Source organism: Streptomyces sp. NPDC059443, from assembly GCF_042750105.1.
Lineage (GTDB): Bacteria > Actinomycetota > Actinomycetes > Streptomycetales > Streptomycetaceae > Streptomyces.
This window is the reverse complement of sequence record NZ_JBHYVM010000023.1, coordinates 24,992-38,757: the sequence shown is the minus strand read 5'-3', so window position 1 is coordinate 38,757 and position 13,766 is coordinate 24,992. Positions and strand designations below refer to the sequence as shown.

Annotated in this window: 13 protein-coding genes; 4 read left to right on the top strand and 9 right to left on the bottom strand. The window is 70.6% G+C overall.

Going from position 1 to position 13,766, the window contains the following annotated elements; all coding sequences use genetic code 11:
• Window positions 1-128: 128 nt before the first annotated feature.
• The 5 genes from ACFXDJ_RS22225 to ACFXDJ_RS22205 form a co-directional block, all read right to left on the bottom strand.
• Entirely contained in the window at window positions 129-896 is a 768-nt protein-coding gene (locus tag ACFXDJ_RS22225) for a succinate dehydrogenase iron-sulfur subunit (RefSeq protein WP_330298190.1), read from the bottom strand.
• A complete protein-coding gene (gene sdhA / locus ACFXDJ_RS22220; protein ID WP_384651970.1) occupies window positions 896-2,650 on the bottom strand; it encodes a succinate dehydrogenase flavoprotein subunit in 1,755 nt (584 codons plus the stop codon). The genes ACFXDJ_RS22225 and sdhA overlap by 1 nt, the downstream gene beginning before the upstream one ends.
• Window positions 2,651-2,673: 23 nt before the next feature.
• Window positions 2,674-3,156 carry a succinate dehydrogenase hydrophobic membrane anchor subunit gene (locus ACFXDJ_RS22215; RefSeq protein ID WP_384651968.1) on the bottom strand — a complete coding sequence of 161 codons (483 nt, stop codon included), beginning with the start codon at window positions 3,154-3,156 and terminating at the stop codon, window positions 2,674-2,676.
• A gap of 5 nt (window positions 3,157-3,161) precedes the next feature.
• Window positions 3,162-3,542 (bottom strand): succinate dehydrogenase, cytochrome b556 subunit, encoded by a 381-nt coding sequence (sdhC, locus tag ACFXDJ_RS22210; RefSeq protein ID WP_267012635.1) that lies wholly within the window; start codon window positions 3,540-3,542, stop codon window positions 3,162-3,164.
• A 152-nt stretch (window positions 3,543-3,694) separates the two neighbouring features.
• The gene (locus ACFXDJ_RS22205) at window positions 3,695-4,300 is read right to left on the bottom strand and encodes a 2-oxo-4-hydroxy-4-carboxy-5-ureidoimidazoline decarboxylase (protein ID WP_384651966.1); all 606 of its coding nucleotides are present in this window, start codon (window positions 4,298-4,300) and stop codon (window positions 3,695-3,697) included.
• Between the two features lie 418 nt (window positions 4,301-4,718).
• Between ACFXDJ_RS22205 and ACFXDJ_RS22200 the strand changes: the two genes are divergently transcribed.
• A complete protein-coding gene (locus ACFXDJ_RS22200; protein WP_384651978.1) occupies window positions 4,719-5,489 on the top strand; it encodes an RNA polymerase sigma factor in 771 nt (256 codons plus the stop codon).
• The gene (locus ACFXDJ_RS22195; RefSeq protein WP_384651964.1) at window positions 5,489-6,586 is read left to right on the top strand and encodes a hypothetical protein; all 1,098 of its coding nucleotides are present in this window, start codon (window positions 5,489-5,491) and stop codon (window positions 6,584-6,586) included. Before ACFXDJ_RS22200 ends, ACFXDJ_RS22195 begins: the two co-directional genes overlap by 1 nt.
• Before the next feature lie 209 nt (window positions 6,587-6,795).
• Here the strand turns inward: ACFXDJ_RS22195 and ACFXDJ_RS22190 are convergent, their stop codons facing one another.
• Window positions 6,796-7,671 carry a peptidoglycan-binding protein gene (locus ACFXDJ_RS22190; RefSeq protein WP_384651962.1) on the bottom strand — a complete coding sequence of 292 codons (876 nt, stop codon included), beginning with the start codon at window positions 7,669-7,671 and terminating at the stop codon, window positions 6,796-6,798.
• 191 nt (window positions 7,672-7,862) lie between these two features.
• Here ACFXDJ_RS22190 and ACFXDJ_RS22185 point away from each other — a divergent pair, with 191 nt between their 5' ends.
• Complete coding sequence (locus ACFXDJ_RS22185) at window positions 7,863-9,473, top strand: methylmalonyl-CoA mutase (protein WP_384651960.1); 1,611 nt, start codon at window positions 7,863-7,865, stop codon at window positions 9,471-9,473.
• A 45-nt stretch (window positions 9,474-9,518) separates the two neighbouring features.
• Entirely contained in the window at window positions 9,519-10,178 is a 660-nt protein-coding gene (leuE, locus tag ACFXDJ_RS22180; protein ID WP_384850057.1) for a leucine efflux protein LeuE, read from the top strand.
• Here the strand turns inward: leuE and ACFXDJ_RS22175 are convergent.
• Genes ACFXDJ_RS22175 through ACFXDJ_RS22165 form a run of 3 tightly spaced genes read right to left on the bottom strand, consistent with a single transcriptional unit; the run spans window position 10,171 to window position 13,612 of the window.
• On the bottom strand, window positions 10,171-11,274 hold the full coding sequence (locus ACFXDJ_RS22175) for an acyltransferase family protein (RefSeq protein ID WP_384850054.1): 1,104 nt from the start codon (window positions 11,272-11,274) through the stop codon (window positions 10,171-10,173). The genes leuE and ACFXDJ_RS22175 overlap by 8 nt on opposite strands.
• On the bottom strand, window positions 11,271-12,641 hold the full coding sequence (locus ACFXDJ_RS22170) for a polysialyltransferase family glycosyltransferase (protein ID WP_384651954.1): 1,371 nt from the start codon (window positions 12,639-12,641) through the stop codon (window positions 11,271-11,273). Before ACFXDJ_RS22170 ends, ACFXDJ_RS22175 begins: the two co-directional genes overlap by 4 nt.
• Entirely contained in the window at window positions 12,638-13,612 is a 975-nt protein-coding gene (locus ACFXDJ_RS22165) for a glycosyltransferase family 2 protein (RefSeq protein ID WP_384651952.1), read from the bottom strand. The genes ACFXDJ_RS22170 and ACFXDJ_RS22165 overlap by 4 nt, the downstream gene beginning before the upstream one ends.
• Between the last annotated feature and the right edge of the window lie 154 nt (window positions 13,613-13,766).

Sequence of the window (13,766 nt, the reverse complement as noted above, 5' to 3'; positions counted from 1 at the left end):
GCGCGCGCTTGGTTGTTTTTTTGGGGCGGGGGGGGGGGGCGGGGGCGGGGGCGGCGCCCCCCCCCCCCCCGCGGGGCCGCCCCCCCCCCCGCCCCCGGGGGCCCCTCGTACGACTGACTACGACCGAATCAGAAGCGGCGGGTGATGAGCGCCCGCTTCACTTCCTGGATCGCCTTCGTGACCTCGATGCCACGCGGGCACGCGTCGGTGCAGTTGAAGGTCGTGCGGCAGCGCCACACGCCGTCCTTGTCGTTCAGGATCTCCAGCCGCTGCTCGCCGGCCTCGTCACGCGAGTCGAAGATGAAGCGGTGCGCGTTGACGATCGCCGCCGGGCCGAAGTACTGGCCGTCGTTCCAGAACACCGGGCACGAGGACGTGCACGCGGCGCACAGGATGCACTTGGTGGTGTCGTCGAAGCGCTCGCGGTCCTCGGCGGACTGCAGGCGCTCGCGCGTCGGCTCGTTGCCCTTGGTGACCAGGAACGGCATGACGTCCCGGTACGCCTGGAAGAAGGGCTCCATGTCGACCACGAGGTCCTTCATCACGGTGAGGCCCTTGATGGCCTCGACCGTGATCGGCTTCTCCGGGTTGATGTCCTTGATCAGCGTCTTGCAGGCGAGCCTGTTCTTGCCGTTGATCCGCATCGCGTCGGAGCCGCAGATGCCGTGCGCGCACGAGCGACGGAAGGTCAGCGTGCCGTCGAGGTCCCACTTGATCTTGTGGAGACCGTCGAGCACGCGCTCCTTCGGGTCGATCTCGATCTGGAAGTCCTGCCACTGCGACTCGTCCGAGATCTCGGGGTTGAAGCGGCGGATCCGGAACGTGACCGTGATGAACGGCGAGGCGGCGGCCGCCGCCTCCATCTGGTCCGTCTTGGACATGGTCGGGGTGGCCATCAGTACTTACGCTCCATCGGCTGGTAGCGGGTGACGACGACGGGCTTGTAGTCCAGGCGGACCGAGTCCTGGCCGTTGTCGTCGACCTCGCGGTACGCCATGGTGTGGCGCATGAAGTTGACGTCGTCGCGGTTCGGGTAGTCCTCGCGGTAGTGACCGCCGCGGGACTCCTTGCGCGCCAGCGCGGACACGGCCATGACCTCGGCCAGGTCGAGCAGGTTGCCCAGCTCGATGGCCTCCAGCAGGTCCGTGTTGAAGCGCTTGCCCTTGTCCTGGACCGAGACGTTCTTGTAGCGCTCGCGCAGCTCCGCGATCTTCTCGACCGCGGTCTTGATCGTCTGCTCGGTGCGGAACACCATCACGCAGGCGTCCATCGTCTCCTGGAGCTCCAGGCGCAGGTCGGCGACCCGCTCGTTGCCCGTGGAGGCGCGCAGCCGCTCGACCTGGTCGATGACCTGCTGCGCCGGGTTCTCGGGCAGCTCGACGTAGTCGTGCGCGTGGGCGTACGCCGCCGCGGCGATGCCCGAGCGCTTGCCGAAGACGTTGATGTCCAGCAGCGAGTTGGTGCCCAGGCGGTTGGCGCCGTGCACGGAGACGCAGGCGACCTCGCCGGCCGCGTACAGGCCCGGGACGACGGTGGTGTTGTCGCTGAGGACCTCACCCTCGACGTTGGTCGGGATGCCGCCCATGGCGTAGTGCGCGGTGGGCTGGATCGGGATCGGGTCCGTGTACGGCTCGATGCCCAGGTACGTGCGCGCGAACTCGGTGATGTCCGGGAGCTTCGCGTCGAGCTGCTCCGGCGGCAGGTGCGTCAGGTCCAGGTACACGTGGTCACCGGCCGGACCGCAGCCGCGGCCTTCGCGGATCTCGGTGTAGATGGAGCGCGAGACGACGTCACGGGAAGCGAGGTCCTTCATGACCGGCGCGTACTTCTCCATGAAGCGCTCGCCGTCCTTGTTGCGGAGGATGCCGCCCTCACCGCGGGCGCCCTCCGTCAGCAGGATGCCCATGCGCCAGATGCCCGTCGGGTGGAACTGGAAGAACTCCATGTCCTCCAGCGGCAGGCCGCGGCGGTAGCAGGCCGCCTGGCCGTCACCCGTGAGGGTGTGCGCGTTGGAGGTCACCTTGAAGAACTTGCCGGTGCCGCCGGAGGCGTAGATGACGGACTTCGCCTGGAACACGTGGATCTCGCCGGTGGCGAGCTCGTACGCGACCACGCCGGCCGACTTCTTGACGCCGTCCTCCTCGACCAGGAGCTGGTCCAGGACGTAGAACTCGTTGAAGAACTCCACGCCCTCCTTGACGCAGTTCTGGTACAGGGTCTGGAGGATCATGTGACCGGTGCGGTCCGCGGCGTAGCAGGACCGGCGGACCGGCGCCTCACCGTGGTTGCGCGAGTGGCCGCCGAAGCGGCGCTGGTCGATGGTGCCGTCCGGGGTGCGGTTGAACGGCAGGCCCATCTTTTCGAGGTCGAGGACCGCGTCGATGGCCTCCTTCGCCAGGATCTCGGCGGCGTCCTGGTCGACCAGGTAGTCACCGCCCTTGACCGTGTCGAAGGTGTGCCACTCCCAGTTGTCGTCCTCCACGTTGGCGAGCGCGGCGGCCATGCCGCCCTGCGCGGCGCCCGTGTGGGAGCGGGTGGGGTAGAGCTTGGTCAGCACGGCGGTGCGGCTGCGCTTCGTCGACTCGATGGCGGCGCGCATTCCCGCGCCACCCGCGCCGACGATGACGGTGTCGTACTTGTGGATCTTCATTGGTTTCGCCTCAGCCCCGTTGCCTAGCGGATGTTCGGGTCGAAGGTGAAGATCACCAGCGTGCCCAGAAGAATGGTGAACACGGTGGCGGTGTAGAGCAGGCCCTTGAGCCACAGCCGCGTGTTGGCGCGCTCCGCGTAGTCGTTGATGACGGTACGCAGGCCGTTGGCACCGTGGAGCATCGCGAGCCACAGCATCAGCAGGTCCCAGCCCTGCCAGAACGGGGACGCCCAGCGGCCGGCCACGAAGGCGAAGCCGATCTTGGACACGCCGCCGTCGAGGACGAGCTGGATCAGCAGGTGGCCGAGGACCAGCACGACCAGCACGATGCCCGAGAGGCGCATGAAGAGCCACGCGACCATCTCGAAGTTGCCGCGCGTCGAGCGCGGGGTCTTGCTGGTCCGCTTGCGCGGGGCCTCGATGTACGGCGCCGGGTTGTCGACGTCGTAGAGGGAGACCCCTTCCACGGCGCCGATGGCCTGAGCGGAAGAAGTGTCAGAAGACATGCGTGTCACTTCCCGAACAGTTCGAGGTAGGCGTGGTGCAGGACGGGGTAAACGGCCCCGGCCATCAGCACGACCCAGACGCCCACGACGGACCAGAGCATCTGCTTCTGGTAGCGGGGGCCCTTGGACCAGAAGTCCACGGCGATGACACGGAGACCGTTGAGCGCGTGGAACAGGATTGCGGCGACGAGGCCGTACTCCAGCAGCGCGACGATCGGAGTCTTGTAGGTAGCCACGACATCGTCGTACGCCTCGGGGGAGACGCGGACGAGAGCGGTGTCGAGGACGTGTACGAACAGGAAGAAGAAGATGAGGACGCCGGTGACTCGATGAGCCACCCAGGACCACATTCCTTCCCGGCCGCGGTACAACGTTCCAGCCGGCACGGAAAACCCTCCGGAAGCGGGGCGGGGGCCAGCCGGCTTCTTTGTCGGTCGGGCCCGGCCGGGTACGGTCCTCCGGCCCCGGACATCGTAGCGACGCTTTGTCGGTTCCCTTGCGCGGGGGCCATCGGTGTGATCAAACAGGCACGGACGGACTATCCCACAGGGGCGAATAGCCCGAATTCGGCAGCAGATACCCCATCCGCCGAGGTCAGCCAGTGTGTCAGGTCGGACAGCCGGACCTGCGCGACGCGGCGGAGCTCGTCCGCGGAGATCGCGCGCTCCTCGTCCACGTCCAGCTCCATCCGCCGCCGGATCGCGGCCAGCAGCTGGTCCGCCTGCTCCTCCGGGGTGTGCCCGTCGAGGCAGATCACGAAGGCGTGGCGGTACGTCCGCTCGTACTCCGCGTGGGCCGCGTCGAGCGCCAGCAGCGCGGCGTACGAGGCCCCGTGCTCCAGCTCCGGCGGGAACTCGCCGGCCAGCGCCTCCGAGAGGTCCGCCTGGGAGAGGTCGTACGAGGCCTCGTCCGCGGCGGCGAGCAGCGCGCCGTGATCGGGGTAGGGGCGGTGGGCCGCCACCCGCTGGGCCCAGCGGGTGCTGCCGCAGCAGTGCAGCAGCACGGAGTGGGCGGCCTCGGGGGACAGGGCGTTGAACCGCGCGAGCCCGGAGTCTTGGGAGGGATCGGAGCTTCCGCGGGCCTGTGCCGGAAGGTGGCTGGACAGCGGGGGGCTCCTCGTGGCGTGGCGCGGGTGTACCGCCACGCTATCGACGCGGGGCCGGGTGTGTCGTACGCATTCCGGGTTTTCACCCGGAAGTGAGCCGAAAGGATGACAAGGCCTCATCCCGGGGTCGCGCGCGTGTCGTGCGCGGGGCGCGCGCCCCGCGCCGAAGGCCGCCTGCCGGGCCGCGCGGGGAGGGAGGCATGATGGCCGGAGGGAAGGCCGGGAAAGGGGAGGGCGGCCGAGGCCGCCACCCCCCACAGGAGAGGCCCCGGCCGCCATCCGTCACGGACTCGTGCGACAAGCCCGTACCCCAGTCAGCGTCCCCGGTGCGTTTTGTGTCACACCTCGCTCCGCGCAGGATTGGTTGCTCGTTGTACAACTCGTGGACGAAGGTGCTTGAAACCCGTAACGTGCTGATTTGCGCCACACGTACAGGACAGTGAACGGGTTGGGGACTTTGCTGGCGGACGACGCGGAGCTGACCACCGCGGTGCTCGCGGCACAAGACGGCGACGAGAACGCGTTCCGTACTGTGTACCGCGCCGTGCACCCACGCCTGCTCGGATACGTCCGCACGCTCGTCGGAGACGGCGACGCCGAGGACGTCACCTCCGAAGCCTGGCTGCAGATCGCCCGCGACCTCGACTCCTTCACCGGCGACGCCGACCGCTTCCGCGGCTGGGCCGCCCGCATCGCCCGCAACCGCGCCCTCGACCACATCCGGATGCGCGGCCGCCGCCCCGCCGTCGGCGGCGACGAGACCGAGCTGATGAGCTGGGCCGCCGAGTCCGACACCGCGGGCGAGGCCATGGAGGCCCTGTCCACCGGCCGCACGATGGCGCTCATAGCCCAGCTCCCGCAGGACCAGGCGGAAGCCGTCGTCCTACGGGTCGTGGTCGGGCTCGACGCCAAGACCGCGGCCGAAACGCTGGGCAAGCGCCCCGGAGCCGTACGCACCGCCGCGCACCGGGGCCTGAAGAAGCTGGCCGAGCTGCTCCACGCGCAGGAGGGTGCCGAGAGCGGTTTCGGGACGGACTCCGGTACCGGCTCCGGACCGGGCCACGAACTTGGGGATAATGTCAGCGGCCTTGGTGCCGGTGACCAGCCACGGGACGCCGGGGGCGGGAGGGATCTCGACGCCGTACCGGCCCAGCGCGGCCATGGCGGGGGCCTCGTAGAGCAAACCGGTGTGACGCATTCACGTTGGCGGACGCAGAAGGACATGTGATGGCCGACGAGCGCGACAGGTGGCTGGACAAAGCCGCGGCGGACAGACTGCTGCGCGGAGAACCGGCCACGCCTGGCGCCGAGCACCACGCCCGCGCCCGCGCGGAGCGGCTGCGCGCCGCCCTCGACGCACTGGCCGAGCCGCCCCCGGCGAGCGCCGGGGAACTGCCCGGAGAGGCCGCGGCGCTGGCCGCCTTCCGTGCCGCGCGCGGCACGGTGCCCCGGACGGACGCCGCCGCGGGCGCCGAGCTGTTCGGCTCCGGCGAGACCGTGGTGGACCTCAGCCCGCCCGGCGCGCTCCGGGGCGGGGGGTCTGGTTTCGGCCACGGCTCCGCCGTACCTTCCGGTTCCGCTTCGCATTCCGGTTCCGCGCCCCGAGGCCGTCGCCCGGTCCGCTTCGCCCTCGCGGCGGCCGTGGCCAGCGTCGCCGTGGGCGGCCTGGCGGCCGCGGCCGGCGCCGGACTGCTGGACCGGAGCACGCACGAGAACGCCGGTGCGGCCCCGGCCGCGTCGGTGAGCGTCGGGGCCTCGGCGGCCTCTGGCGCCGCGGACGGCTCCGAGGGCGCGGCCCCGACGCTGGTCCCGCAGCCGAGGTCCATCCCGACCGGCGGCCCCGGGAGTCCGGGAGCCACCCCGGACCCGGGGAACAGCCCCGGCGCGGAGGGGCGTACGCCTGCCGGACCCGGCGCGTCCGGCGGTACCGGGACGGGCGGCTCCGCCGCGACCGGCCCGTCCGCCAACGGCTCCACCCCGGGCAGGGAGACGAAGGACCGCTTCCTCGAAGGCGGCGAAGGCGGCGAGGACGGCGCCGACAAGGACAAGGAGAGCCGGCCCCGGCTGGTCGCCATGTGCCAGGACTTCCGGGCGGGACGGCTCGACAACGACCGCCGCGAGAAGCTCGTGAAGCTGGCCAAGGGGCTCCTGCGGATCCCCCGCTACTGCCAGACGATCATCGACGGGACCGGCGGCGGCGCTTCGCGCACCGGTGCGGCGGACTCGGCCGGCGGGAGCGCCCCGATGGGGACCCTGACCCCGGCCAAGCCGGTCGAAGGCGGCCAGGGCGTGGACGGCTCGCTCGGGCTGCTCGTACGCCGCTGAGCGGTTTCCGGACCGGCTATCGGACGGTGTCCTGAAACATCCCCCGTTCCGGCAGTAACACTTTTCGAACCAGCGGCGCAGTACATAACGAGCCGACTGGTCATCGGCCGCGCATGAGCCGGGGTTCCCCCCGTACCCCTGGGCTCTGCGCAACCGGCGCGGGCGGGATTCGTTCCCCCGATCCCGCCCGCGCCCTCAATCTCCGACCCTCACCAGTAGACGACGACCTTGTCGCCCACCTCGACGGCGTCGAACAGCTTCGAGAGCTTGACCTTGTCCCGGACGTTCACGCAGCCGTGCGAGGCGCCGGCGTAACCGCGGGCGGCGAAGTCAGCCGAGTAGTGCACGGCCTGGCCCTTGCTGAAGAACATCGAGTACGGCATCGGCGTGTGGTAGATCGTCGACGTCCAGTCCTTGGCCTTCCACTCCACCTTGAACTCGCCCTCGCGGGTCGGGGTGTTCTCGGAGCCGAAGCGGACGTCCAGGGTGTACTGGACCTTGCCGTCGATCATCCAGGCGAGGGTGCGGCTCTCCTTGCTGATGCACATGACCCGGCCCGTCATACAGCGCGGGTCGGGCGCGTCGGCCACGTTCTCGGTCGGCGGGTTCAGCTCGTCGGCGGTCGGCTTCTTGGTCAGGCTCTGGATCTTCTTCCAGGTGGGCTCGTCCACACCGCCCGTGGCGGTCAGGCCGTTCTTCGACTGGAAGGACTTGACCGCGGCGGTGGTCTTCGAACCGTAGAAGCCGGTCGGCGCGACCGACATCAGCTTGAGCTGGCGCAGCCGGGCCTGGAGCTCGCGCACCTGGTCGCTGTCGTCCCCGTTCGCCATGATCTGCTTGACGGTCGGCGACGGGGAGGCGGAAGCCGACGGGGACGTCGACTCGGAGGGCGAAGCGGACGGCGAAGCGTCGCCGGGCTTGGCGTCCGAGGAAGGCGAGGTCTCGGGGGAGGCGACCGCCGTGGGCGATGCGGGCGCGGAAGGGGAGCCCTTGGACTCCGACTTCTGCGGCCCGCAGGCGGTCGCGGCAAGTGCGACGGCGGTGGCCAGGCCCAGAGCTCGGATTATGACTTTCTGGCGGTGCATCTGCAGTCCCCCGGTTTCTACGGCGTGTTCCGTACGACGTGTATCTAGGTGATGCCTGACGGGCGTGGACAGTTGCAGGGAGCCCCGCGATGTTGCGCCATTGTGACCAGCGGCCCTCGCCGGGGCGGCCGACCGCGGCTGGGTGAGGTTCTACCAGCCCGGGGACCCTCGGAGCCACGGAGGAACCGTCCATGGAATGGGACACGCCACGCGCGCACACGGAGAGCGGGATTCCGATCGAACCCGTCTACCGGCCGCGCGATCTGACGGGCTGGGACCCCGAGACCGAGCTGGGCGAGCCGGGGACGTACCCGTACACCCGGGGGGTCTACCCGACGATGTACACCGGACGGCCCTGGACGATGCGCCAGTACGCCGGCTTCGCCACCGCCGCCGAGTCCAACGCCCGCTACCGCCAGCTCATCGCGAGCGGGGCCGCCGGGCTGTCCGTGGCCTTCGACCTGCCCACCCAGATGGGGCACGACTCCGACGCCCCGCTCGCGCACGGCGAGGTCGGCAAGGTCGGCGTGGCGATCGACTCGGTCGAGGACATGCGGGTGCTGTTCGACGGGATCCCGCTCGACCGGGTCTCCACCTCGATGACGATCAACGCACCGGCCGCGCTCCTGCTCCTGCTCTACCAGCTGGTCGCCGAGGAACAGGGGATCGAGGGCGGAGAGCTGACGGGGACGGTCCAGAACGACGTGCTCAAGGAGTACATCGCACGGGGGACGTACATCTTCCCGCCCGGACCCTCGCTCAGGTTGACGGCCGACACCTTCCGCTACTGCCGGGCCGAGATCCCCAAGTGGAACACCATCTCCATCTCCGGCTACCACATGGCCGAGGCCGGGGCCTCGCCCGCGCAGGAGATCGCCTTCACGCTCGCCGACGCGATCGCGTACGTCCGTACCGCGCTGGCCGCCGGGATGGAGGTGGACGAGTTCGCGCCCCGGCTGTCGTTCTTCTTCGTCGCCCGCACCACCCTCCTGGAGGAGGTCGCGAAGTTCCGGGCGGCCCGGCGGATCTGGGCCCGCGTCATGCGCGAGGAGTTCGGGGCCCGGGACCCGAGATCGCTGATGCTGCGCTTCCACACCCAGACCGCCGGGGTGCAGCTGACGGCGCAGCAGCCCGAGCTGAACCTGGTACGGGTCGCCGTGCAGGGGCTCGCCGCCGTACTGGGCGGCACCCAGTCGCTGCACACCAACTCCTTCGACGAGGCGATCGCGCTGCCGACGGAGAAATCGGCCCGCCTCGCCCTGCGGACGCAGCAGGTGCTGGCGTACGAGACGGACGTCCCGCACACCGTCGACCCCTTCGCGGGCTCGTACGCGGTGGAGCGCATGACGGACGACGTGGAGGAGGCGGCGCTCGCGCTGATGGCACGGGTCGAGGCCATGGGCGGGGCGGTGGCCGCGATCGAGGCGGGCTTCCAGAAGGGGGAGATCGAGCGGAACGCGTACCGGATCGCCCGGGAGACCGAGAGCGGCGAGCGGGTGGTGGTCGGGGTCAACCGGTTCGTGCTGGCCGAGGAGGAGCCGTACGAGCCGCTGCGCGTGGACCCGGCGATCGAGGACCGGCAGCGGGCCGTGCTCGCCGCGCTGCGGGCGGGGCGCGATGCGGCGGCCGTGGCGGAGGCGCTCGCGGCGCTCCGGGAGGCGGCGGCCGGGACGGAGAACGTGCTGTACCCGATGCGGGAGGCGCTGCGGGCGCGGGCCACGGTGGGGGAGGTGTGCGGGGTGCTGCGGGAGGTGTGGGGGACGTACGTGCCGGTTGATTCCAGCAGGGCGCCCACTCCGTGAAACCGACTGGCGCGACAGGTGCGTCCCTATGGGACACTCCTGCACATGCTGGGTGTCACAGACCTTCCGACGTATCTCGCCGGCCTCGTGCTGATCATTTTGCTGCCGGGCCCGAACTCGCTCTACGTGCTCTCCGTGGCCGCGCGCCGCGGAGTGCGCAAGGGGTACACGGCCGCCTTCGGCGTGTTCACCGGGGACGCCGTGCTCATGACGCTGGCCGCCGTCGGTGCCGGGGCCCTGCTCCAGACCAGCCCGATGCTCTTCGGCATCGTCAAACTGCTCGGCGCCGGGTACCTGACCTGGCTCGCCATCGGGATGCTGCGGGGCGCGTGGACGATGTGGCGCGCGCGGCGCGAGCGGGACGGGGCCCCGGAGGCCCCCGTCCCCGCCTCCGCCGAGGCCGGCGACGCGGAGCGGCCCTACCGGCGGGCGCTGCTGATCAGCGTGTTCAACCCGAAGGCCATCCTCTTCCTGATGTCCTTCTTCGTGCAGTTCGTGGACCCGGGCTACGCCTACCCGGCGCTGTCCTTCCTGCTGCTCGGCGGGCTGCTGCAGATCGGCAGCTTCCTGTACCTGACCACCCTGATATTCGGCGGGACCCGGCTGGCCGCCGCCTTCCGGCGCCGCAAGCGGCTGTCGGCCGGGGCCAGCTCGGCGGCGGGCGTCCTGTTCCTGGGCTTCGCCGCCAAGCTCGCGGTCAGCTGAGGGCTCTGCGCAGTTTCGGGCCGAAGGGACGTTCCACCAGACGGTGGATCGCCCAGGCCAGGCCCAGCATGAACACCACCGTCAGCGCGAAGGTGGCCGGAGCCGGGATGCCCGCCGTCCGGTGCAGGGCTTTGATGACCACGAAGCCCAGATGCTCGTGGACCAGGTAGAACGGATACGTCAGGGCCCCGGCCACCGTCAGCCACTTCCAGCGCGCCCAGCCGAGCTTGCCGAGCGCGACCAGGGCGACCACCGCGAAGCCGGCCGTCACGATCGCGATGATCACCAGCGAGCTGCGGTACGAGAAGGCCTTCGGGTTCGGCGCGTGCCACAGCCCCGCCACCGCGTAGTGCTGCCCGATCAGCCAGCCGGTCACGGCCGCGGCCCAGGCGAGCTTGTCGCGGTGGTCGCGGTGCACCAGGTACAGGCCGATGCCGCCGATGAAGAACGGCGCGTACTGCGGCATCAGGGCCTGGCTGAGGAATCCCTTGCCCATGGGATCGGCGACGTTCGCGAGCACCGCCGCGATCGTCCAGACGCCGCAGAACAGCAGCGTCCGCCGGCGGCCTCCGCCCGGCAGGATCACACAGAGCGCGAAGAGGACGTAGAAGCGCAGCTCGACCCAGAGCGTCCAGCACACGCCGAGCACCCGGTCGGCGCCCAGCGGCTGCTGGAGCATGGTCAGGTTGAGCAGGAGGTCGGACGGCGAGACCCGTTCGACCGCCACGGTGACCAGCGCGATCGCCACCCAGTACGCCGGGTAGAGGCGGGCCGCGCGGGAGGCGGCGAACTCGCGGACCGTGCGCCCCTGGGCGCTCATGCAGATCACGAAGCCGCTGATGATGAAGAAGATCTGCACGCCGAGCGGGCCGTACGCCAGCCAGGTCGAGGCGCTGGGGAACAACTTGTTCGGCGAGGCGCCCCAGGACTTGGCCACCTCCCCGCTGCGGCCCCCGTAGTGGTACCCGCAGACCATGAGGGCGGCGAGCAGCCGCAGCCCGTCCAGGGCCCGGAGCCGGTCGGAGCCGGACTTCGGCCCCGACTTCGGCCCGGACTTCGCATCGGTGCGCGCGCCCGCTATCACGGTGGCGGTCATCGCTTGCCTCTCAGACGGCGGATCCGGCGGGCGCGGCGCACGGCGCTGCGCAGGACCGGGCTGCGGGTCAGGAACGCCAGTTGCGCGGGGATGCCGCCGGGCAGGCCCTGGCTCGCCAGGCGGCGCCGGGTGAAGTAGCGCCAGGTGCGGGCGTCCAGGTGCCGGGTCAGGTACTCCTCGGCCGCCGCGCGGTGCTGCGTGAGGATCTGCGGCTGCATCGCGAAGCCGACCGCGGCCAGCAGACCGCTCAGGCGGGACTGCACCTCGGCGGGTCCCGGGGCGGTCCAGCCGCGCACGGCCGCGGTGTCGGCCAGATCGGGCAACAGCGTGTCCACGATCGTCAGCGGGACCCGGTTGCTGTTCTGGTACGGGGTGAGTGCGGCCAGTACGGTCCCCGTCCCCGCCCGCGCGACGGGCAGCCCGAACAGCGTGGCCGCCGTCAGCAGCCCGGTGGAGAAGCAGCCGACCACCAGCGCCGGGTGCAACTGCTGGTAGAGGATCTCGGCCAGCACGGGAGTGTCCACGATGGTCAGGTCGGCGCCGAGCCGCTCGGCCTCGGCCTCCGCCCGGCGGGAGTAGACGGCCGGGGCGCTGGGATGCGGCTTGAAGATCAGCTCCCGGTGTCCCAGGGCGTACGCGCCGCGCACCATCTCGGCGTGCAGGTCCTCTTCCTGCTGCGCGGAGATGAGGTCGAGCGCCGAGAGGTACTGGCCCAGGAGCAGGGCCGGGGCCTCGCCCGCGGCCCGGGCCGCGGGGAGCTGTCCGCCGTCCGGAGCCGACGCGGCCAGTGCGGCCAGCACCTTGAGGAACTCGTCGGTCGGCACCAGCTCCGCCGGCACCCCGAACTCCGTGAGGAGCAGCGGTTCCAGCCCCGGTACGAGGTCCAGGTGCAGCACCCGCCGCACCCGCATCCCGATCTGCGGGTCGAGCCGGACACGCGTGGGTCCGTAGCTCATCAGCCCGTCGGCGTACACGTCGACGGCGGCGCCCGGGAAGAGCCGGCACAGGGCCTGCGCGGGTGGCACTTGGAGGGACTCCACGATCAGCTCGATCCGGTCCTCGCCGAGACCCCACAGGGTCCGCAGGTACCGCTCCCACAGCGGGACGTCGTCGGCGCGCGGCGACCAGGAGCTGGGGTGCTGCGGCTCGATGACGGTGTTCCAGTCGAGCACGTCGTCGAAGCGGGTTCTCAGCGTGGCGAAGCCGGGCATGTCGGCGAGCCGGGGGTTGATCTCGACGGCGACGGAGTGGTTGCTGGTCAGCAGGATCCGGCGGTCGGCGGGCGGGAAGCTGCCGGCGTCGACGGCGGCGGCGAGCGTGGCCGTCCCGTAGAGGGTGGAGGCGATGAAGATCTGGGTGAGACTCACGCTGCCGCTCCCGACGGGGTGCGGCGGCGGAGCCGGCGCAGCAGGGCGGAGCGTTCGGCGTCCATCGAGGAAAGGGCCTGGTCAAGGACGTCCTGGGGCATTCGGCCGAGCGCGGCCGCGCTCATCGAGCGGAGTTTTCTGGCCACGGCCGGTTCGAACCTTTCGATGGATCCGATGTGGTGCGCGATAATCGCGCAGTACGTCCGGACGGCTTTGGGGAGGAGAAGATCGGATTCCCGGTCGCCGGCCGTGTCCTCCAGGACCTGGTCAAATGACCGGATGAAATCGAGCTGGCGCTCGTCCCCGATTTGTGTCAGCGAGGTGGAAACTCCGCGCCGGTAGAAGATGCCGGGCTGGCCGACCGCCGCGAAGGACCGCGCCTCCCGGTGCAGCCGCCAGATCCACGGCCGGTCCTCCGCCGTCCGCAGACCGTCCGTGAAGTGCAGCAGCCCGCGGTCCAGCAGCCGCCGGTGGTACATCCCCGCCCACGCGAACGGATAGTCCACCGAGGTGGCCCGGGAGGCGGGCAGGATGCCGGTGCGGGGATCGGCCACGACCGACTCCGGGCCGTAGGGGACGCGCTGCACGGAGCGCTCCCTGCCGGTGCATTTCACGTGGTCGGTACGGACGAAGTCGCAGCTCAGGGCCTCGATGGCGGCCAGTGTCCGGGCCAGGTGGCCCGGCGCCAGCCAGTCGTCCCCGTCCAGGAAGCTGATGTACTCGCCGCGGGCCGCGTCCAGGCCGGTGTTGCGCGCCGTCGCCAGCCCGCCGTTGCGTTCGTGCCTCAGGAGCACGGCGCCGGGCAGCTCGCGGGCCGCCCGCTCCAGGAGCGCGTGCGTCCCGTCCGTCGAACAGTCGTCGACGAGCAGGAACTCGAAATCGTCCCGGGCGTTCAGTTCGAGACTTTTCAGGGCATCCGGCGCGTATGTCTGCACGTTGTAGAACGGCACGACAATGGAGAGCTTGAGCACTCGGGAGACATTAGGGCGCCGTCCGTCATTTACCATGGCCCGCACGCGGATTCCATGTGAACGACGTGCGGCGGGTATGTTAACCGGGATGGGTCCGGGTGCTTTCGCATTTCGTCGACGGGTTGTTAACCCGCTGTTGTGCGCTCGTTGGGCC

Excerpts from the sequence above, each read along its gene's own strand:
- ACFXDJ_RS22225 (WP_330298190.1), bottom strand. The coding sequence starts at position 896 with ATGGCCACCCCGACCATGTCCAAGACGGACCAGATGGAGGCGGCGGCC.
- sdhA (WP_384651970.1), bottom strand. The coding sequence starts at position 2,650 with ATGAAGATCCACAAGTACGACACCGTCATCGTCGGCGCGGGTGGCGCG.
- ACFXDJ_RS22215 (WP_384651968.1), bottom strand. The coding sequence starts at position 3,156 with ATGTCTTCTGACACTTCTTCCGCTCAGGCCATCGGCGCCGTGGAAGGG.
- ACFXDJ_RS22195 (WP_384651964.1), top strand. The coding sequence starts at position 5,489 with ATGGCCGACGAGCGCGACAGGTGGCTGGACAAAGCCGCGGCGGACAGA.
- ACFXDJ_RS22190 (WP_384651962.1), bottom strand. The coding sequence starts at position 7,671 with ATGCACCGCCAGAAAGTCATAATCCGAGCTCTGGGCCTGGCCACCGCC.
- ACFXDJ_RS22185 (WP_384651960.1), top strand. The coding sequence starts at position 7,863 with ATGGAATGGGACACGCCACGCGCGCACACGGAGAGCGGGATTCCGATC.
- leuE (WP_384850057.1), top strand. The coding sequence starts at position 9,519 with ATGCTGGGTGTCACAGACCTTCCGACGTATCTCGCCGGCCTCGTGCTG.
- ACFXDJ_RS22175 (WP_384850054.1), bottom strand. The coding sequence starts at position 11,274 with ATGACCGCCACCGTGATAGCGGGCGCGCGCACCGATGCGAAGTCCGGG.